At 65.2% G+C, this 19,564-nt stretch carries 12 protein-coding genes; 4 read left to right on the top strand and 8 right to left on the bottom strand.

Annotation, left to right across the window (positions count from 1 at the left end):
• The first annotated feature begins 173 nt into the window (after window positions 1-173).
• From KI797_RS06560 to KI797_RS06550, 3 genes are all read left to right on the top strand, one after another.
• The gene (locus KI797_RS06560; protein ID WP_226172116.1) at window positions 174-1,691 is read left to right on the top strand and encodes an efflux RND transporter periplasmic adaptor subunit; all 1,518 of its coding nucleotides are present in this window, start codon (window positions 174-176) and stop codon (window positions 1,689-1,691) included.
• A gap of 73 nt (window positions 1,692-1,764) precedes the next feature.
• Window positions 1,765-4,893 carry an efflux RND transporter permease subunit gene (locus KI797_RS06555; RefSeq protein WP_226172114.1) on the top strand — a complete coding sequence of 1,043 codons (3,129 nt, stop codon included), beginning with the start codon at window positions 1,765-1,767 and terminating at the stop codon, window positions 4,891-4,893.
• A gap of 58 nt (window positions 4,894-4,951) precedes the next feature.
• Window positions 4,952-5,314, top strand: a complete 363-nt coding sequence (locus KI797_RS06550) for a copper-binding protein (protein ID WP_226172112.1) — start codon at window positions 4,952-4,954, stop codon at window positions 5,312-5,314.
• 69 nt (window positions 5,315-5,383) lie between these two features.
• Here the strand turns inward: KI797_RS06550 and KI797_RS06545 are convergent, their stop codons facing one another.
• Together KI797_RS06545 and KI797_RS06540 are read right to left on the bottom strand one after the other, a co-directional pair.
• Window positions 5,384-7,078 carry a pyridoxal phosphate-dependent decarboxylase family protein gene (locus KI797_RS06545; protein WP_182788312.1) on the bottom strand — a complete coding sequence of 565 codons (1,695 nt, stop codon included), beginning with the start codon at window positions 7,076-7,078 and terminating at the stop codon, window positions 5,384-5,386.
• 173 nt (window positions 7,079-7,251) lie between these two features.
• The gene (locus tag KI797_RS06540; RefSeq protein ID WP_226172110.1) at window positions 7,252-8,268 is read right to left on the bottom strand and encodes a lipoate--protein ligase A; all 1,017 of its coding nucleotides are present in this window, start codon (window positions 8,266-8,268) and stop codon (window positions 7,252-7,254) included.
• Between the two features lie 355 nt (window positions 8,269-8,623).
• Between KI797_RS06540 and KI797_RS06535 the strand changes: the two genes are divergently transcribed.
• Window positions 8,624-11,080 (top strand): diguanylate cyclase domain-containing protein, encoded by a 2,457-nt coding sequence (locus KI797_RS06535; RefSeq protein ID WP_226172108.1) that lies wholly within the window; start codon window positions 8,624-8,626, stop codon window positions 11,078-11,080.
• On the opposite strand, the gene KI797_RS06530 is transcribed toward KI797_RS06535, so the two are convergent.
• From KI797_RS06530 to KI797_RS06505, 6 genes are read right to left on the bottom strand one after another with little or no spacing between them, the layout of a single operon-like run.
• Entirely contained in the window at window positions 11,077-12,276 is a 1,200-nt protein-coding gene (locus KI797_RS06530; protein ID WP_043132527.1) for an ABC transporter permease, read from the bottom strand. The two genes, KI797_RS06535 and KI797_RS06530, sit on opposite strands and share 4 nt — an antisense overlap.
• Window positions 12,276-13,490 carry an ABC transporter permease gene (locus tag KI797_RS06525; protein ID WP_043132518.1) on the bottom strand — a complete coding sequence of 405 codons (1,215 nt, stop codon included), beginning with the start codon at window positions 13,488-13,490 and terminating at the stop codon, window positions 12,276-12,278. Before KI797_RS06525 ends, KI797_RS06530 begins: the two co-directional genes overlap by 1 nt.
• Complete coding sequence (locus KI797_RS06520; protein ID WP_043132516.1) at window positions 13,491-14,180, bottom strand: ABC transporter ATP-binding protein; 690 nt, start codon at window positions 14,178-14,180, stop codon at window positions 13,491-13,493.
• A complete protein-coding gene (locus KI797_RS06515) occupies window positions 14,173-15,312 on the bottom strand; it encodes an efflux RND transporter periplasmic adaptor subunit (protein ID WP_043132514.1) in 1,140 nt (379 codons plus the stop codon). The genes KI797_RS06520 and KI797_RS06515 overlap by 8 nt, the downstream gene beginning before the upstream one ends.
• Before the next feature lie 30 nt (window positions 15,313-15,342).
• A complete protein-coding gene (locus KI797_RS06510; protein WP_226172105.1) occupies window positions 15,343-18,516 on the bottom strand; it encodes an efflux RND transporter permease subunit in 3,174 nt (1,057 codons plus the stop codon).
• On the bottom strand, window positions 18,509-19,564 hold the full coding sequence (locus KI797_RS06505; RefSeq protein WP_226173026.1) for an efflux RND transporter periplasmic adaptor subunit: 1,056 nt from the start codon (window positions 19,562-19,564) through the stop codon (window positions 18,509-18,511). The genes KI797_RS06510 and KI797_RS06505 overlap by 8 nt, the downstream gene beginning before the upstream one ends.

The raw sequence follows: 19,564 nt of genomic DNA, 5'->3' as shown, positions 1-19,564 counted from the left end.
CCCGATTGTCGGCCAATCCTGTCCACCGCGAGCCGAGCGCCACGTGCCTGTTGCACCGCATCCGCTCACGGCCGGACGGCCCGATACGAGAGAAGAAGTACCATGTCATCACCCAAGACGTTCGCACCCTCGTGCGCCCGGCCCTCCCGCCCGCTGTGTGCCGGAGGCCTGTCATGAACAAGACCCTGTTAATGGCCGCGTTGCTGCTCGCCCTCGGCGCCGGTGGCGGCTACTGGGCCGCCAGCCACCTGCCTGGCGATGGCGCCAGCGCCGAGAAGACGCCCCTCTACTGGGTCAACCCCATGGATCCCCGCGACAAGCGCGACGGCCCCGCCAAGGACAACATGGGGATGGACTTCATTCCCGTCTACGAGGAGCAGAAGAGCGGCTCGCCGGGCACCGTCACCATCAGCCCCGAGATCCAGCAGAACCTGGGGGTGCGCCTCGCCAAGGTGGAACGATTGCCCATCCACCAGCAGATCGAGACGGTGGGCTACGTCGGCTATGACGAGGACCGACTGGAGGCGGTCAACGCCCGCATGGCAGGCTGGATCCGCACCCTCGCCATCAAGAGCGAGGGGCAGCAGGTCAGCAAGGGAAGCCTGATCTACGAGCTCTATGCCCCGGATCTGGTCAACGCCCAGCACGAGTACCTGCTCGCCCTCAACACCGCCAACCCGCTGCTGCTGCGCGCCGCCGAGGGCAAGCTCAAGTCCCTGCAGGTACCGGCGGATCAGATAGCCGCCCTCAAGCGCAGTCGTCAGGTGCAGGAGACGGTGCGCATCTATGCCCCGAGCAGCGGTTATGTCTCCGAGCTGAAGGTGCGCGAGGGCCAGTATGTGGAGCCCGCCGCGGCGCTGTTCAACATCAGCACCCTCAAGCAGGTGTGGGTCAGTGCCGAGGTGTTCGAGCGCCAGGCGGCCCAGCTGAAGGTGGGCGATCCGGTCACCATGACCCTGGATTACGCCCCCGGCCGCAGCTGGCAGGGCCGGGTCGATTACCTCTACCCGACCCTGGATGCCTCCACCCGCACCCTCAAGGTACGGCTGCGCTTCGCCAACCCGGACGAGTTCCTGAAACCCAATATGTTCGCCAAGGTAGCCATTCGCACCAGCAAGGGAGAGCCCCGGCTGGTGGTGCCGAGCGAGGCGGTGATCCGCACCGGCAGCCAGGACAGGCTGGTGCTGGCGCTGGGAGATGGCAGCTTCAAGTCGGTGGCCGTTACCCTGGGCCCCCAGTTTGGCGACAAGGTGGCCATCCAGGAGGGGGTTGAAGCGGGGGACAGCATCGTCAGCTCGGCCCAGTTCCTGCTCGACTCCGAATCGGCCATCACTTCGGACTTCCAGCGCATGACGGCGGTGCGCCCGGCTCAGGTGTGGACTCAGGGCGAGGTTGAAAGTATCGATCTCGCCAACCGCACCCTGATGGTCTCCCACCAGCCCATCCCCGAGTGGCAGTGGCCCGCCATGGAGATGGAGTTCACCGTGGCGGACGGGGTCGACATGAGCAAGCTGACCGAGGGTCAGACCCTGCATCTGCAAGTGATGCAGGAGGGAGATGAGTACAGCATCACCACCATCCATCAGCAGCAAGCGCCGACAAGCGGCGACACCACCAAGCCCGCAACGGATGAGATGGAGAAGATGGAAGGCATGGACCATAGCCAGCACGATATGGGAGCCAAGTCATGATCCCTGCCATCATTTGCTACCTTGCCGACAAACAGGTTCAGCTCTCTGCACCAAATGAGCAAGGAGCCCAATCATGATCCCGTCGATTATTCGCTGGTCCGTGGGCAACCGCTTTCTGGTGCTGCTGCTGACCGTCATGCTCACAGCCTGGGGGCTCTGGTCGGTCAAGCAGACCCCGGTGGACGCCCTGCCGGATCTCTCCGACGTGCAGGTGATCATCAAGACGGCCTACCCGGGCCAGGCGCCCCAGGTGGTGGAGGATCAGGTGACCTACCCGCTCACCACCGCCATGCTGGCGGTGCCGGGGGCCACCACGGTACGCGGCTACTCCTTCTTCGGCGACTCCTTCGTCTATGTGCTGTTTGACGACAACACCGACCTCTACTGGGCCCGCGCCCGGGTGCTGGAGTATTTGAGCCAGGTTGCGCCCAACCTGCCCGCCTCCGCCCGCCCCCAGCTCGGCCCCGATGCTACCGGGGTGGGCTGGGTCTACCAGTACGCGCTGGTGGACAGAACCGGCAAGCACGACTTGAGCGAGCTCACCTCGCTGCAGAACTGGTTGCTCAAGTTCGAGCTGCAGACGGTGGACGGCGTCTCCGAGGTCGCCACCGTGGGCGGCATGGTGCGCCAGTATCAGGTGCGGGTCGATCCCGACAAGCTGCGCGCCTACGGCATCCCGCTCTCCCTTATCGAGACCGCCATCCAGCAGGGCAACCAGGAGACAGGCGCCTCCGTCATCGAGATGGCGGAAGCGGAGTACATGGTGCGCTCCAACGGGTACCTCAAGAGCGTGGAGGATCTGAAGCAGATCCCGCTCGGTACCAATGTGCGCGGCGCCCCGCTGCTGCTGGGTGACGTGGCGGATGTGGTCACCGGCCCCCAGAGTCGACGCGGCGTCGCCGAGCTCAATGGCGAAGGGGAAGTGGTCGGTGGCATCATCGTCATGCGTTTCGGCGAGAACGCCCAGCACACCATAGACGGGGTCAAGAAACGGCTCGCAGAGCTCAAAAGCAGCCTGCCGGAAGGGGTGGAGATCGTCACCGTCTACGATCGATCCGACCTTATCCAGCGCGCCATCGACAACCTCTCCGGCAAGCTGCTGGAGGAGTTCGCGGTGGTGGTGCTGGTCTGCCTCGCCTTCCTGTTCCACCTGCGCTCATCCCTGGTGGTCGTCATCTCCTTGCCCATCGCCATCCTGACCGCCTTCATCGTCATGCACCTGCAGGGGATCAACGCCAACATCATGTCGCTGGGGGGCATCGCCATCGCCATCGGCGCCATGGTGGATGGCGCCATCGTGATGATCGAGAACGTCCACAAGCATATGGAGCGCACCGAGCTGACGGAGAAGAACCGCTGGCAAGTGATCGTCGAGGCGAGCATCGAGGTGGGGCCCGCCATCTTCTTCTCCCTGCTCATCATCACCATCAGCTTTTTGCCGGTGTTCGCGCTGGAGGCGCAGGAGGGGCGGATGTTCCACCCCCTCGCCTACACCAAGACCTACGCCATGGCGGCGGCGGCCGGGCTCGCCATCACGCTGGTGCCGGTGATCATGGGCTACTTCATCCGTGGCAAGGTGCTGGCGGAGCAGGCCAACCCCCTCAACCGCTGGCTAAGCCAGGGCTATGTGCCGCTGCTCAAGGCCGTGCTGGCCCGTCCGAAAACCACGCTGGCCATCGCCGCCGTGGTGACGGTGGCAGGCTTCTGGCCCCTCAAGTACCTGGGCTCGGAGTTCATTCCGCCGCTGGATGAGGGGGACATCATGTATATGCCCACCACCGCGACCAACATCTCGGTGGGCAAGGCGCGGGAGATTTTGCAGCAGACCGACAAGCTCATCCGTACCGTGCCCGAGGTGCAGAACGTGTTCGGCAAGGCGGGGCGTGCCGATTCGGCCACCGACCCCGCCGATCTGGTGATGATGGAGACCAGCATCCAGCTCAAGCCCCGCGACCAGTGGCGCCCCGGCATGACCCCTGAGAAGCTGAAAGAAGAGCTCGACTCCCTGATCCGCTTCCCCGGTCTCACCAACGCCTGGGTGCCCCCCATCAAGACCCGCATCGACATGCTGGCCACCGGCATCAAGACCCCGGTCGGCATCAAGATTGCGGGGCCCGATCTCAAGGTGATCCAGCAGCTCGGCCAACAGCTTGAGCAAGTAGTCGGCAAGGTAGAGGGCGCCTCATCGGTCTACGCCGAGCGGGTAGCAGGCGGCCGCTATGTGAAGGTGGATATCGACCGGCTCAAGGCGGCCCGTTATGGCCTCAATATCGCCGACGTGCAGGCGGTGCTCGCCACCGCAGTGGGTGGCATGGAGGTGGGGCAGACCATCGAGGGGCGCGAGCGCTACCCCATCAACCTGCGCTACCCCCAGAGCTATCGCGATTCGGTGGCCAGCCTGGAGCTGCTGCCGCTGGTCACCCCGAGCGGCGCGCGTATCGCCCTGGCGGACGTGGCCCGGGTCTACATCAGCGACGAGGCCCCCATGCTGCGCAGTGAGAATGCTCGCCTCAACGGCTGGGTCTACGTGGATATTCGCGGCCGCGACATTGGCTCCTTTGTAGCCGAGGCCAAGACCGAGGTGGGTAAGCAGCTGGTGCTGCCGGCGGGCTACGCCCTCACCTGGTCCGGCCAATATGAGTACATGGAACGGGCCAAGGCGCGCCTCGCCTACGTGGTGCCGCTCACGGTCGCCATTATCGTGCTGCTGCTCTATCTGGCGTTTCGTCGCGTTCAGGAGGTGCTGCTCATCCTCACCACCTTGCCGCTGGCGGTGGTGGGCGGGATCTGGACCCTCTGGCTGCTCGACTTCAACCTCTCGGTGGCAGTCGGGGTGGGCTTTATCGCCCTCGCCGGGGTGGCGGTGGAGACCGGCGTCTTGATGCTGGTCTACCTCAACCACGCCTGGGATGACCTCGTGGCCTGCGGCAAGCCGGACCAGGCAGGCCTGCACCGGGCAGTGATCCACGGCGCCGCCCTGCGCCTGCGCCCCAAGATGATGACGGTGGTGACCATCATCGCCGGCCTCTTGCCCATCATGTGGAGCCAGGGCACCGGCTCCGAGGTAATGCAGCGCATCGCCGCCCCCATGATCGGCGGCATGGTGAGCGCGCTGGTGCTGACCCTGCTGGTGCTGCCCGCCGCCTTCTACCTGTGGCGCAGCCGGCACCTGGGAGCGACCGAGCACCAACCCGCCGGCTAACCCGGTGGCTGCGCCCTTTTTAACAACCAAGAATGTGAATAAACGACGAGGAAACACCATGAACTACAAGACACTGACCCTGACCCTGCTGCTTGGTCTCGCCGCTCACACCGGCCTGCAGGCCGAGGAGATGATGAACCATGCCGGCCACGACATGGGCCAGATGAGCCAGATGGAAGGCATGAACGAGATGGGCGAGATGGCGATGACCCAGGGGGTCATCAGCCGCATCGACGCGGCCAACGGCAAGGTAGGCATCAAGCACGAGGCCATCGACAACCTCAAGATGCCGGCCATGACCATGGTGTTTCGGGTGGCCGATCCGGCCCTGCTGGAGGGGCTCAAGGTGGGGGATGCGGTGCGCTTCCACGCAGAGAACCCGGCGGGCAAGCTGACGGTGACCGCCATCCAGCGCCAGTAACGGGGTCACCCCGATAATGAAACGGCGGGCACTGGCCCGCCGTTGCTTTATCTGTGATGTCAGCCCCCATCAGCCGCGAATATGCTCGATAAAGGCGTCGATCTGTTCGCGGGTGCAGGCCGGGTTCATGAAGACCGCCTTCTCGCCGGCGATGTAGGAGTACTTGCCGCGCTCGTCGTATTCCGAGTGCGCCACCGCCTCCACCCAGTTGGTGTAGAGCCCCACCTTGCCGCGCTGCTTGAACAGGTTGCGGTGGTATTCGGTGTTGCGGGCCAGCCGCGCCTTGTAGGCCGCGTCCGGGCTGCGGGCCAGCTCGAAGGTGAACTCGGCCTCCGGGTCGCTCACCCACTCGGGGTTGTAGATCTTGAAGCCCACGCTCGGGCCCTGATTCTCCTGGGCCACCAGCTTGACGTTGCCGAGCTGGCTTAACCGGAAGCGGAAGTAGTTGGCGTTTTGCAGGCAGTGGGCCAGCACGGTGCGATAGCCCTCCACCCCCAGGTAGTTGAGCGCCGCATAGGCGCCGAACAGGCCGCTCGCCCCGCGGGAGCACTCGATGGTGGACTGCAGGTGGGTCTGACCCTGGATGTCACGCTCGAAGTAGGAGAAGTTTTCCGGGTCATTCTCCATCGCCTTGAGGTCCTCCCGCTCCCTGATCATCACCAGGCTGGAGGTGTAAGGCACATAGCCCCACTTCTGGAAGTCGACGGTGAAGGAGTCGGCGAATTTCAGCTCCGCAAAGCGCGCCACATTGCGCTCGATCCCGGCCAGGGTCGCGGCGTTGATGGCCAGCGGGTTGGCGGCAAAGTCGTAATCCAGGAAGAAGATCATCGACCAGCCGATGGCAGCATCCACGTGGATGTGCGGCTTGACCGCCACCTCGAACCGTTCGCACAGCCGATCCCGCAGGTCCACCACGGGTTTCACCCTATCCACCCCGAAGGTGTCGGTGGTGCCCATGGTGAGCATGATGGTGGGCACCACGTGTTTGAGGGCAAAGCAGGCGGTCAGGGTACGCTCGAGATCCACCAGATCGATGTCGTTGTTCTCGCCGACCTGGATGCGGATGGTCTTGTTCTCGATGTCGACCCCGAGCAGGGAGAGGTTGGTGATGTTGGAGTAGTGACCGCCCTGGGAGTTGATGATGCGGTAATCCTGATAGTGGCCGAGCCCCTTGTGCTTGGCCTCTGGCAAACTCTTGCGAATGCCGAGCAGGTAGCCATAGAGGTTACAGAAGGTCCCCCCCTGGGTGAAGATGCCGGTGGCGCTGGCCGGGTCGTAACCCGCCAGCAGGGCAATCTGGCGTACCACCTTTTTTTCGAGCTCCTCGGCCACCCCGGCATATTCGGAGTAGACCAGGTTGGGGTTGGCGAGGATCCCCATCTGGGCGCCATAGATGGCGGGATCCGCCGACATGGTGATGACGTTCTCGACGCTGGAGGGGTTCTCCCAGTCTTTGGAGAGGGCGCCGGCAAACAGCAGCTCGGTCATGGGTTCACCCGGGGTGCGCATCTGTGCGGGCACCGGCATGGTCTCGCACAAGTCGGCGAGGCGGGCACGGCCATCGGGCCAGGCATTGAGGCGCGCATCCGGGGCCAGGCCACGGGCGCGAAACTCGTTGAGGGTGGCGAAGCCGGGTTCGCGGAACACCGGCCAGAGATCGGGGTTGCGCGAGAAGAAATTGGCTTTGACGGTGGCAAAACGGGCGGAGAAGTCGGGGTGGACGGCGTTGACGCCTTCCTCTTTCAGATAGACAAGATCGTTCATGACAAGACCATTAGTACTGCAAATGTGTCCCGGTTATACCCCCGGGGCGGCACAGGAAACAGCGACAATAACTAATGGTCTGCCCTACTTTTTATCATGACCGCGACAGTCGCGGGCTGACGACAAACCGGCGACGGATGGCTTGCTCCGTTTCGTGATCCGGGTCAAGCGTCTCAGCGTAGCGCCGTCACCAGCCAGGCCTCCAGTTCCGCCAGCTCATGGGCCCTGGCCGGGAACTCGCTCATCAGCTGGCGCAACAGCACCGCCATCGCCTCGGGTCTGTAGGACGCGCCCACCAGCCGCTCGGCCAGCACATCCAAAGGGGCCGGATCCAGGCTGTCGCTGAAGATCTGCGCCCGCCCTATCACCCCCTTCTCCACGTCGAAGTGCAGCTCCACCCCGCCCCAGCCGAAGCGCTCGTCCAGCTGATGGCTGAACGCCGGGGCGTGACCGAAGTTCCACTCCCAGCTGCGCTGACGGGCGAAGGTCTCGGCAAAGCCTGGCAGGTCGGGCATCTGTTCGGGGGAGATATGCTCGGGTAGCACCCGCTCACCGTAGTAGCCGAAGAAGGCCTCGACTAGCGCCTCGCTCACCCCTTGATGGTCGATCCCAGGCCGCAGATCGCAGAGGTTCGCGACCCGGCTGCGCACCGAGCTGATCCCCTTGGCCGCCAGCTTCTTGGGGTCGGGATTGAGGTAGTTGGCGAGTCGGCCAAGGTCGGCGTCCAGCAGCAGGGTGCCGTGGTGAAAGCCGCGATCTTGGGTCTCCCGGTAGGCGGAGCCCGACACCTTGCGATCCCCGTCCGGGGTCGCCACCAGCAAATCGTTGCGACCGGAGGCAAAGGCCTCGACCCCGAGCCGCCTCAGCGCATCCAGCACGATGGCGGTGGAGACGCTCTTGTCATAGCCGGGCTTGCCCGCCATGAAGGTGAAGCAGCTGTTGCCAAGGTCGTGAAACACGGCCCCGCCCCCGCTGCTGCGCCGGGCCAGGGTCACGCCGTCCTCTTCCATCCGGCGAGTATTGCACTCCTTCCACGGATTCTGGGCCCGGCCGATCACCACGGTATTGGCGTTGCGCCACAGGAACAGCACCCGCTGGGCGGGATCCATCTGGCGGAAGATGCACTCTTCCACCGCCAGGTTGAACAGGGGATCGTGGGAGTCGGAGACCAGCAGGCGCAGGGAAGACATGGGGGGACCTCATTGGAAAAAGGGGAGACTACCATACCACCGTCCCCACGGGGCGTCCTCTCCTGGCCACAGTGGCAATACGAGGTGGCACAGAAGGCCTGAAGATGCAGCCCAGCAGCAACCGGCGCGATAACAGCCGCAAGGAGGGAGGATGACGGTTTGCCCCCATGACAGGGTCCATGACAAGGTCGGATAAGGCTCAAAAATGTACCATTTCCTCATTGCGCGTGATGAATGACACAAAAATGACTTTTAATGCCACGCATCGTCCCTCTTTATGGGCTTCTCTCCCCTTGCGGATAACCAGAAATTGTTTGACTCTAGCCAGCAGAGCACCTCCCGAGAGAATCGCGGTATGACGGAGTCCGATGCCCCCTGCCAGCGTAGATGCTGGCTCCTGTCCATCTGGGTGGTGATATCCACCCTGATCACGCTTCCCCTCCGAGCAGACGAGCACGTCATAGTGCAACTGCCATGGCAGCATCAGTTCCAGTTTGCCGGCTACTATGCCGCCATCGCCAAGGGCTTTTATCGGGACGCCGGTTTGCGGGTCACCCTGCGCGAGGCAGACCCCCACACCGATGTGATCAACGAGGTGACCACGGGCAGGGCCCAGTTCGGCATCCGCGGCAGCGATCTGCTGCTGGCCCGAGCCGCAGGGCGACCCGTGGTGGTGCTCGCCGCCATGTTGCAGCACTCTCCCCTGGTACTGCTCACCCTGGACAGACCCGATATCCGCACCCCGGCGGACCTGGCCAACAAGCGCCTGATGCTGGAGCCGGGCTCCAACGAGCTGCTGACCTATCTTCACCACTATACGCAGACCAGACAGTGGAACACCCTCCCCTACGAACAGGGCGTGCAGGCGCTGTTGACAGGCAAGGTGGATGCCATCAGTGCCTACAGCTCCACCGAGCCCTTCTATCTGCAACAGAGAGGGATCCCCTATCGGGTCTTCAGCCCGCGCGCCATGGGCTTTGACTTCTACGGGGACAACCTGTTCACCTCCGAACACGAGCTCGTCACCCGTCAGGAGCGGGTCCATGCCTTCCTGCAGGCGAGCCTCAAGGGGTGGCGCTATGCCATGGACCATCCCGAAGAGATGATCGACCTGATCATGGTGCAGTACCCGAGTGGTGCTGGTCGTGAGCGGTTGGCGTTCGAGGCCCGCGAAACCCGGGCGCTGATGCAGCCGGATCTCATCGAGCCTGGCTACATGCAGCAGGAGCGCTGGCAACAGATCGCCAGAACCTATCTGGACGCGGGCATGCTCAAGGCCATGCCCAGCCTGGCCTCCTTCATCTACGACCCGGCCCAGGCCCGCCTGCACCAGCAGCGGCAACTGCTCGACAGGAGCGTGGCGGTGGCCATCCTGATCACCTTCAGCCTGCTGGTGCTGCTCGGCATCTTCCTGTACCTCCATCTGCGGCTGCGCCAGGAGGCGCGGGATCGCCAGCGGCTCACCCGCGAACTGGCCCAGCGCGAGCAGCACTACCGCTTCGTGGCGGAGAACAGCGCCGACGTGATCTGGACCATGGATACCGCCTCCCTGCGCTTTCGTTACGTCAGCCCGGCCATCGGCCCCCTCAGCGGTTATGAACCCGCCGAGCTCTTCACCATGTCCCTCAAGCAACTGTTGCCCGACGAATCCAGAAGGCAGTTGCGCGACGAGATCACCGCCGCCCTGGCCGCCTGGCAACGGGGTGAGCAGGCCCATACCCGCTGCGTCATCCACTCCCAGCTTCGCCACAAGGATGGTCATCTGGTGGCCATCGAGACGATCACCACCTTGCACGGCAACGCCCGGGAGCGGCCGGATGCCATTCTGGGGGTGACCCGGGATGTCACCGAACGGGCGGCCCGGGAGGAGATGATGCGCCGCCTCGCCTTCCATGATCCCCTCACCGGCCTGCCCAATCGCCGCCTGCTGCAACAGCGGCTGAAAGAGAGGCTGCAGCAGGAGCCAGACCGCCCCCTGGCCCTCATCTTCATCGATCTCGATCACTTCAAGCCGATCAACGACACCTTTGGCCACGAGACCGGAGACCGGCTGCTCAAGCTGGTGGCCGAGCGCATGGGTCATTGCGTGCGAGAGGACGACCTGGTGGTGCGGCTCGGCGGCGACGAATTCGTGGTTCTGCTGCCCGATACCGGCGATGGCGCGCTGGCGGTGGCCGACAAGCTGCACCAGAGCCTGCACCATGCATTCCAGATTGAACAGCAGGCGCTGCGCATCTCCAGCAGCATTGGGGTCGCCCTCTATCCGGAACACGGTGCCGACCCGAAGACCCTGATGCACCACGCCGATCAAGCCATGTATCAGGCGAAGAACCAGGGGCGTGGCCGGGTTTGCCTGTTCACGGCCACCTGGGATCCGGCGCAGGGAACCCTGCTGTGGCATCCCGGCCATGCATGCGGCCATCCCCGTATCGATGCCGAGCATCACCGGCTCTTCATGCTGGCCAATCGCCTGCTGGAGCACATGAAGGATCAGGGCGAACAATCCGGGCAGTTTCTGGAGAGTCTGGAGAGCCTGTTCGTGATGACCCGCCAGCACTTTGCCTTCGAGGAGCAGATGCTGGCAGCGTGCGACTACGGGGAGCTCGCCAGCCATCGACTGGATCACCAGAGATTGCTGGACAAGGCCTCCCAGCTGATGACCGCCGCCAGAGCGGGGACGCTCGGCAACGACGAGCTGCTCAACTTCATCATTCAGGAGCTGGTGGTCGGCCACATGAGCCAGGCGGACAGGCGTTATTTCCCGCTGTTCAAGGCTGGCGACCCCCAACAGATTGCAGAGGCCATCCCCTAGTCCCCCCGCAGGGCGACCACGGGGTCGAGGCGCACCGCCCGCAAGGCGGGGGCGACCCCGGCCAGCAGGCCGACCAGAGCACTGCAACCCAGCGCCAGCAGCAGATAGAGAGGATGGAGGGTGAGCGGCAACCCGGCCGCCAGCAAGGCGAGCAGCAGCTTGAGCCCGCCGAGCAGGGCCAGCCCCATGGCCCCGCCCAACAGCGCCAGCACCACGGCTTCGAGCAGAAACAGCAGCAGGATGCGCCGCCGCGGGCAACCCAGCGCCATCAGCAACCCCACCTCGGGGATCCGCTCCTGCTGGGCGATGCTCATGATGCTGAAGATGCCAACCGCCCCGATCAACAGCGAGATGATGCCGAGCCCACCGACCGCCAGCTTGATGATGGAGAGGATCTTGTCGAGGCTGGCCAGCATGTCCTGCTGGGAGGTGAGGGTAAAATCCTCGGCGCCGTGGCGGGCGATCAGCACACGTCGGATCTGGGCGGAGATGTCGGCCTCCGTCTGCCCGGCGCGATAGATGACGTCGATCTCCTGCAACCCCTCCTTGTTGAACAGCGCCTGGGCGTGGGCGGCGGGCAGATAGATCATGTCGTCCAGATCGAAGCCGAGAAACTGCCCCTTGGGCGCCAGCACCCCCGCCACTCGAAAGCGGCGATCACCGGCGCGCAGCAGGCTCCCCGGCCCATCGCCGCCAGGAAACAGTTCCGCCGCCACCTTGGCGCCTAGCACCGCATAGGCGCGGGGCATGGCGCTGTCATCCGCGGGCAGAAAACGCCCCTGCATCAGGGTGAGTCGCCAGCCGGAGAGTGCCGCCGGGCCGGTACCCAGAATGGCGGTGCTGCGGGTCAGTCCGTGGCTGCGCACCTCCCCCTGCCCCTGCACCACAGGAAGCGCCGCTTCTACCCCCGGCAATCTGGCGAGGGCATCGGCATCCTCCAGCAGCAGGGGACGACTGCTGGAGAGGATGCCGGGCGGCCCGCCGGCGGTTTCGGTCTTGCCCGGGGTCACGGCGATCAGCCGGGTGCCAAATTGGGAGAAACTGTCGAGCAGATAGAGCCTGAGCCCCTCGCCGATACCGGTGAGCAGGGTCACCGAGGCAATCCCGATGGCGATGCCCAGCGCCGACAGCAGGCTGCGACTGCGCCCGGCCAGCAGGGCGCGCCAGAGCCAGAACAGCAGATCGGCTGCGCGCATCAGCCACCACTCCATTGCCCGCTGCGCAGGCTGCTGACCGGATCCTGCCGTGCCGCCCGGGAGGCGGGCAGCCAGCTAAAAAACAGCCCGGTCAGCAGGGCCGCCGGCAGGGTACAGAGGGTCGCGAGCAAAGGGACCGCCGCCGGGAAGCTGGGCCAGATCAACCCGGCGATAGCGACCAGGGCATAGCCCAGGGCCGTGCCAAACAGCGCGCCACTGCCGCTGAGCAGCAGCGCCTCCCACAAGAACAGCTGGCGGATCTGGCGACTGTCGGCCCCCAGCGCCTTGAGCAGGCCGATCTCCCCGGTGCGCTGGCGGGTGCTGATCAGCGCCAGATTCATCATCATGATGCCGGACACCAGCAGGCTGATGGCACCGATGCCGGCGACCGCCAGGGTGAGGGTGGCCAGAATGGTGGAGAAGGTGGCCAGCATGGCGTCACGGCGCACCACGGTCACATCGAGCACCCCGTGGCGCGCCTGCATCAGTTGCTCCAGTCGCTTGACCAGCGGGGGCACTGCTTGCCCCGCCAGCGGCTGGATCAGCAGGCGAAACAGCCCCTCGGTATTGAACAGCCGCATGGCGCTGCCCACCGGGATCAGCGCTGCCTCGGCCATGTCCATCCCCAGATTGCTGCTCTGGCTGGTGAAGACTCCCACCACCCGAAAGCGGCGATTGTCAAAACGCAGCCACTGGCCGACCGGCTCGGTCTGACCGAACAGCTCCCGGGCCGCCACGGCCCCGAGCAGGACGACCGGCCTGTCCTCTGTGGCCTCCCCCGGCAACCAGCGGCCGGAGAGCAGTTCCAGCCCGTGGGTATCGCGTAGCCCGTTGCTGCTGCCAAGCAGCATGGTCTGGCGCAACCGCGCCCCCTGCTTGGCCTCGGCAAAGCCCATCACCAGCGGCACCAGCCTGAGCTGGGGTTGATGCTGGCCAAGGTAGTGCATGTCGTCGAGGGTGATCTGCCGCAGGCTGTTGCCGGTGACCGGCGGCAGCCCGCCGGTGGTCTCCTTGCGGCCCGGGAACATCACCAGCAGATCCTTGCCAAGGGAGCTGAACTGGTCGGCGACGTAGCGTCTCGCTCCCTCCCCCAGCGCGGTGAGCAGCAGCACCGAGGTGACGCTCAGGCTGACCGCCAGGATCAGCACCAGCGCCCGTGAACGCTGACGCAATAACGCCACGGCGGCGAAGCGGATGGCATCGGGGCGCCGCATTCAGTCCCCACCGCTGTCGCTGCTGATACGGCCATCGTTCATCAGGATCCGCCTGCCCGCCCGCTCGCCGAGGCGCGGGTCGTGGGTTACCACCACCAGGGTGATCCCCTGCTCGCGGTTGAGCCCCTCGAGCAGGGTGATCACCTCCTCCCCGGAGCGGGAGTCGAGATTGCCGGTGGGCTCGTCCGCCAGGATCAGCCGCGGCGCCATGGCCATGGCCCGGGCGATGGCCACCCGCTGACGCTGACCGCCTGAGAGCTCTGCGGGCCTGTGGTCGGCCCTATTCTCCAGCCCCAGCTCCTCCAGCAGGCGCTGGCTGCGGCGATGGCGCTCGGCGGGGACGACGCCGCACAGCATCAGCGGCAACTCGACGTTTTCACGGGCGGTGAGGCGAGAAACCAGGTGAAACGACTGGAACACGAAGCCGATGCGATGGCCGCGCAGCCGGGCCAGCGCCGGCTCTGGCAGGGTGGCGGTGTCCTCGCCCCCCAGCCAGTAACACCCCTCGTCGGGCCGATCCAGCAGCCCCAGCACGTTGAGCAGGGTCGACTTGCCCGAACCCGAGGGGCCCATCACCGCCAGATATTCCCCCTCGGCAACCCGCAGAGAAACGCGATCGAGGGCGGCCACTTCGCTCCCCCCCAGGGTGAAACGACGGCTGACGGCTTCGAGGCGAATGAGCTCACTCATCCGCCGGCTCCGTGGCGGCGCTGAAAGGCCCCTCCCCGACAATCTGACTGGGCTGGGCCGCCAGCCGATCACCGGCGGCGAGCCCCTCTGCCACCTCAATCCAGTTCCAGTTCTCCACGCCCCAGCGGGGCAGCACCCGCACCAGCCGCTCCCCCTCCAGCCGCAGCACGCTGCCATCGTCGGCCCGGCTGCTGGCCGCCACCCGCAACACCTCGGTGGCGCGGGTCACCTCGACCTCAAGGTCGGCGCTGTAGCCGATGAGCAAAGGTACGTCGTCGGGCGGAGCGGTGAGCACCGCCTCCACCTCCACGGTGCGAGCCTGCTTCTCCAGCTCCTTCACATAGGGGGCGATACGGGTGACGGTGGCGGCAAAGTCACGCCCAGGCATTGCATCGAGCAGTATCCGGGCGCTCTGGCCCACCTTGAGACGAGCAGCATCCACCTCATCGATGGGGGCGGAGACATAGAGGCAGTTATCGTCGATGAGATCGATGACGGGGGGCATGGCCACCCCGGGGGGCGAGGGAGTCATGTATTCACCCAGCTTGCTGTTGACCTCGGCCACCACACCGGCAAAGGGCGCCTGCAGGCGGCGCTCGCTCAGGCGGGCTTCGACCTGAGCAACCAGCGCCTCGTCGACCCGCTCCTGCTGACGGGATGCCCGGCAGATATAGCGGCGGGTATCGGCCAGGTTCTGGGCCTGCTCGGCCAGGGTGCGGGAGGTGAGGTTCTTGGCCAGCAAGGTGGCCAGCCGATTGGCCTCTCGCTCGTAGTAGGCCGCCTCGCTGCAGCGCTCCTCGCGCTGGGTCTTGCCAAGGGCCTGCTGGGCGAGGGCGCGGCTGAGATCGGCGCGGATATCGTCGCTCCAGAGCGTCAGCAGCAGATCCCCCTTCGCCACCTTGTCCCCGGCCTTGACGGCGATCTGCGCAACCACGCCGCCACCGGGCAGACTGAGCCCGGCCCGCTGGCACGACTTGATGGTGCCGGCCCGAGTGTTGACCACAGTGACCAGCACATCCCCGCGCCCGACCTCAGTCAGCCTGATCGGCGTCGGCTGCGGTCGCCACCACCATGCCACAGCAGCCACCGCTACCACGGCGCCACTTCCCCACCACAGCCAACCTCTCTTCATCGCGCATCCTTTCGCTGTTCACTCCCGTCATCAGCGTCGGGAGAGCAGGGCATAATAGAGCAAGGGTATCACCACCAAGGTGAGCAGAGTGGAGACCAGGATCCCGAAAATCAGGCTGATGGCCAGTCCGTTGAAGATGGGATCATCGAGGATGAACAGGGCCCCGATCATCGCCGCCAGCGCCGTCAGCATGATGGGTTTGGCCCGCACCTGGGCCGCCGCAATCACCGCCTGCTCGAACTCCACTCCGGCGCTGCGCTGCTGTTCGATAAAGTCCACCAGCAGGATGCTGTTGCGTACGATGATCCCGGCCAGGGCGATCATCCCGATCATCGAGGTGGCGGTGAACTGGGCCCCCAGCAGGGCGTGACCCGGCATCACCCCGATGAGGGTGAGCGGAATGGGAGCCATGATGATGAGCGGCACCAGATAGGAGCGGAACTGGGCCACCACCAGCAGGTAGATGAGGATCATCCCCACCCCGTAGGCGATACCCATGTCGCGGAAGGTCTCGTAGGTGATTTTCCACTCCCCGTCCCACAACAACGCCACTTCCCCCAGCTTGTCGGGTTGCTGCACGTAATACTGGGGCAGCGAGATGTCGGCACCGGCGGCAAACATGCCGTAGAGCGGGCTGTCGGCATGGCCGCCCATGTCGGCCACCACCATCACCATGGGCTGCATGTTCTTGTGCATGATATAGCTGGGAGCCACCTCATCGCGGCGACTCACCAGCTCGGATACCCGGATGAGCTGGCCGCTCTGGCTGCGCACCTTGAGGGCCAGTACGCCCGCCAGATCCCGCTTGTCGCCGGGAGCGAGCTCGATGCGGATCGGCACCGGATACTTGGCGCCGTGCCCCTGCAGCCAACTGGTATCCTGATAGCCCACGCCGCCATTGAGGGTGCTCACCAGGTCGCCGAGATCGACCCCGAGCAGGGCCGCCTTGCTGCGATCCACCACCAGCCGCCACTTGGGTTGCGGGTCGGTCAGATAGATATCCACATCCACCAGATCCGGCGTCGCCACAAAACGGGCCTGTACCGCGCGCGCCGCCGCTTCGCGGGCGGCTTGAGTCGGGCCATAGACCTCGGCGACTATGGGTGACCAGACCGGCGGGCCGGGTGGCACTTCCACGACTTTCAGGTTGCCCCCCACCGTGCTGGCGATAGCCTGCAGCGGTGCCCGGATCGACTGGGCAATCTGGTGACTGCTACGATCCCGCTCATGCTTGTCCACCAGATTGACCTGAATATCCCCCACGTTGGCGCCGCTGCGGATAAAGTAGTGGCGCACCAGCCCGTTGAAGTTGATGGGGGCCGCGCTGCCGGCGTAGATCTGGTAATCCTTCACCTCCTCCACCTTGGCAAGCTCCCGCCCGACCGCCAGCAGGGTGCGCTCGGTCTGCTCCAGGGTCGCCCCCTCCGGCATGTCGAGCACCAGCTGGAATTCCGACTTGTTGTCAAAGGGAAGCATCTTGAGCACCACCCACTGCACCACTGGCATGGCGGTAGCCGCCCCGACCAGCAGCAACACCACCAGCCAGAGCTTGCGTCTGGCACGCTGGGCGCCGTCACCGATCAGGAAAGGGGTCATCAGCCGGTGAAAGAGACCGACCTTGGCCTCGCCGTGGGCACCGTGTACCTCCCCCTTGAGCAAATGGCTCGCCAGCCAGGGGGAGAAGATAAAGGCCACCAGCAGGGAGATAAGCATCCCCATGCTGGCATTGATGGGGATGGGGCTCATGTAGGGGCCCATCAGGCCGCTGACAAAGGCCATCGGCAGCAGTGCCGCGATGACGGTCAGGGTCGCCAGTATGGTCGGCCCGCCCACCTCGTCCACCGCCCCCGGAATAAGATCCTTGAGCGCCCCCTTGCCCAGACCGCGATGGCGGTGGATGTTCTCCACCACCACGATGGCGTCATCCACCAGAATGCCGATGGAGAAGATCAGCGCAAACAGCGACACCCGGTTGAGAGTAAAGCCCCAGGCCCAGCTGGCAAACAGGGTCAGCGCCAGGGTGATGACGATGGCAACGCCCACCACCAGCGCCTCGCGCCAACCCATGCTCACCAGCACCAGCAGCACCACCGCCGTGGTGGCAAAGATCAGCTTGCCGATTAGGGTGTTGGATTTGGTCTCGGCGGTGACGCCATAGTCACGGGTCACCGTCACCTCGACCCCGGCAGGGATAAGCCGGTTCTGCAAACTCTCGACCCGCTCCTCCACCCGCTTGGCCACCTCGACCGCGTTCTGGCCAGGCTGTTTGCCGATGGTCAGTGTCACCGCCGGATAACTGGCCTGCCCCTGCCCCATCCAGCTGCGCTTGGTCGGGGTCTCCTGACCTAGGGAGACCTTGGCAACCTCCCCCAGATAGACCGGCTTGCCGTCGTGCAGCCCAACTACCAGTTCTCTAGCCTCCTGCTCGCTTTGCAGGAACTGCCCCACCTGCACCTTGATCTCACTGTTGTCTTGCTCGATAGCCTGTGTTGTGCCCACCTGATTGGCGGCCGCCAGTCGCTGACTCAGCTCGCCCCAGCTGATGCCGTGGGCGCTGAGGGCCGCCGGATCCGGCATCACCCGCAACACGGCGCTCTGGCTGCCCAGCGTGTAGATATCTCGGGTGCCGGGAATCCGCTTGAGTTCGGTCTCCAGCTCATGGGCGACCCGAGTCAGCTCGGGGGCACCCAGCTGCTTGCTCCCCTCTTTGCTCCACTCTTTGCTCCATAAGGTGAGACTGACGATGGGGACATCATCGATCCCCCGGGGTTTTACCAGCGGCTGGCCGACCCCGATCCCCTGTGGCAACCAGTCGCGGTGGGAGTCGAGTTGGCTGTTGAGATCGACGATGGCCTGCTCGCGGCTCACCCCCACCTTGAACACCACCACCAGCAGGGCCCCATCGGGTTGGGAGAAGGAGTAGAGGGTATCGATCCCCTTTATCTGGGAGACCACCTGCTCGGCAGGGGTGGTGACGAGAGAGGCCACTTCAGCCGGGGTGGCCCCCGGGAAGGGGATATAGACATCGGCGAAGGTGACATCGATCTGCGGCTCCTCCTCCTTGGGGGTCACCAGCACCGCAAACAGGCCGAGCAAGAGCCCCACCAGCGCCAGCAGCGGAGTGATGGCCGAGCCCTGAAACAGCGCAGCCAGCCGACCCGCGGGCCCCAGCCTCTCCCTGTTGCCGTTCAGCTCGTTACTCATGGGCCACCTCCTGCTGCTGTGCCCAGGCATCGGGGGCCAGCTTGTCACCGGCTTGCAGCCCGGCCAGGATCTCGCACTGTCCCTCGACGCAATGGCCGACCCGCACCGGCGTCAAGGCCCAGCCAGCGGGCTGCTGCAGATAGACGCCGTTGAACTCCCCTTGCCGCAGCAGGGCACGTACCGGCACCTGCAACACCTGACGTTCACCCTGTTTGAGCTGCACCTTGAGCCACATGCCGGGCAATACTCCGGCGGTGTGCGGCGGCAAGTCGAGGCGCAACCTGAAGGCGTGGTTCTGGCTGTCGGCATAGTTGAAGCGGGTCAGTTTGGCGGGGGTAACGGTCTTGCCATCGGGCAACAGCACCTGCACATCCGAAGGTTGACCGGCGAGGGCGAGCGCGGATTGGGGCAATTCCACCTCCACTCGCAATTCGTCAAGGGAGAAGCCCGACAGCAGCGGCGTACCGGGGGCCACCGTCTCCCCCAACTCCACCAGCCGCTTGGTCACCACACCAGCGTAGGGGGCCAGAATGCGGGTATAACCGTAAGCCTCGCGGGCCTGGGTGAGGGCCGCATCGGCCGCATTGACCTCGGCGCGGGCGGCGCGATCGGAGGCCTCGGCATTGTCGAGCTGGGCGCGGGTGATCACCCCCTTGGCGATCAGCGCCTGAAAGCGGGCGAGCTGGCGCTCTGCCTCCACCTGCTGGGCCTGCGCCCGGGCCAGCCGCGCCTCGGCCCCCGTGACGGCGGCAAACTGCTCCTTGCCGCTGATCTCGAGCAGCGGTTGCCCCGCCTGTACCTCGTCGTTCACATCCACCAGCATGCGGGAGACCCGGCCGCTGGTCTGGGCCGCCACCGTCCCCTGATGGATGGCGCTGACGGTGCCATCCAGCGTGAGCCAGTCGGTCACCGGCTGTGGCGCCACTGTCAGCAAGGGCTCTGTCAGTGGGGCAATAGGCTCCACGTCTGCGGCCAGGGCCTGGGGGGATGTCATGGCCTGCGATGTCATCACCAGCAAGGTGATCCCCAGCAACCGGATCTTTTCCAT

It is taken from the genome of Aeromonas media, from assembly GCF_020423125.1.
In the GTDB taxonomy this organism is placed as follows: domain Bacteria; phylum Pseudomonadota; class Gammaproteobacteria; order Enterobacterales; family Aeromonadaceae; genus Aeromonas; species Aeromonas media.
This window is presented reverse-complemented; position numbering and strand designations above follow the sequence as displayed.

What these genes read in the sequence shown, in the direction of transcription:
- KI797_RS06510 (WP_226172105.1), bottom strand. Translation starts at nt 18,516, where the DNA reads ATGAGTAACGAGCTGAACGGCAACAGGGAGAGGCTGGGGCCCGCGGGT.
- KI797_RS06525 (WP_043132518.1), bottom strand. Translation starts at nt 13,490, where the DNA reads ATGCGGCGCCCCGATGCCATCCGCTTCGCCGCCGTGGCGTTATTGCGT.
- KI797_RS06530 (WP_043132527.1), bottom strand. Translation starts at nt 12,276, where the DNA reads ATGCGCGCAGCCGATCTGCTGTTCTGGCTCTGGCGCGCCCTGCTGGCC.
- KI797_RS06535 (WP_226172108.1), top strand. Translation starts at nt 8,624, where the DNA reads ATGACGGAGTCCGATGCCCCCTGCCAGCGTAGATGCTGGCTCCTGTCC.
- KI797_RS06550 (WP_226172112.1), top strand. Translation starts at nt 4,952, where the DNA reads ATGAACTACAAGACACTGACCCTGACCCTGCTGCTTGGTCTCGCCGCT.
- KI797_RS06560 (WP_226172116.1), top strand. Translation starts at nt 174, where the DNA reads ATGAACAAGACCCTGTTAATGGCCGCGTTGCTGCTCGCCCTCGGCGCC.
- KI797_RS06515 (WP_043132514.1), bottom strand. Translation starts at nt 15,312, where the DNA reads ATGAAGAGAGGTTGGCTGTGGTGGGGAAGTGGCGCCGTGGTAGCGGTG.
- KI797_RS06540 (WP_226172110.1), bottom strand. Translation starts at nt 8,268, where the DNA reads ATGTCTTCCCTGCGCCTGCTGGTCTCCGACTCCCACGATCCCCTGTTC.
- KI797_RS06505 (WP_226173026.1), bottom strand. Translation starts at nt 19,564, where the DNA reads ATGGAAAAGATCCGGTTGCTGGGGATCACCTTGCTGGTGATGACATCG.
- KI797_RS06545 (WP_182788312.1), bottom strand. Translation starts at nt 7,078, where the DNA reads ATGAACGATCTTGTCTATCTGAAAGAGGAAGGCGTCAACGCCGTCCAC.
- KI797_RS06520 (WP_043132516.1), bottom strand. Translation starts at nt 14,180, where the DNA reads ATGAGTGAGCTCATTCGCCTCGAAGCCGTCAGCCGTCGTTTCACCCTG.
- KI797_RS06555 (WP_226172114.1), top strand. Translation starts at nt 1,765, where the DNA reads ATGATCCCGTCGATTATTCGCTGGTCCGTGGGCAACCGCTTTCTGGTG.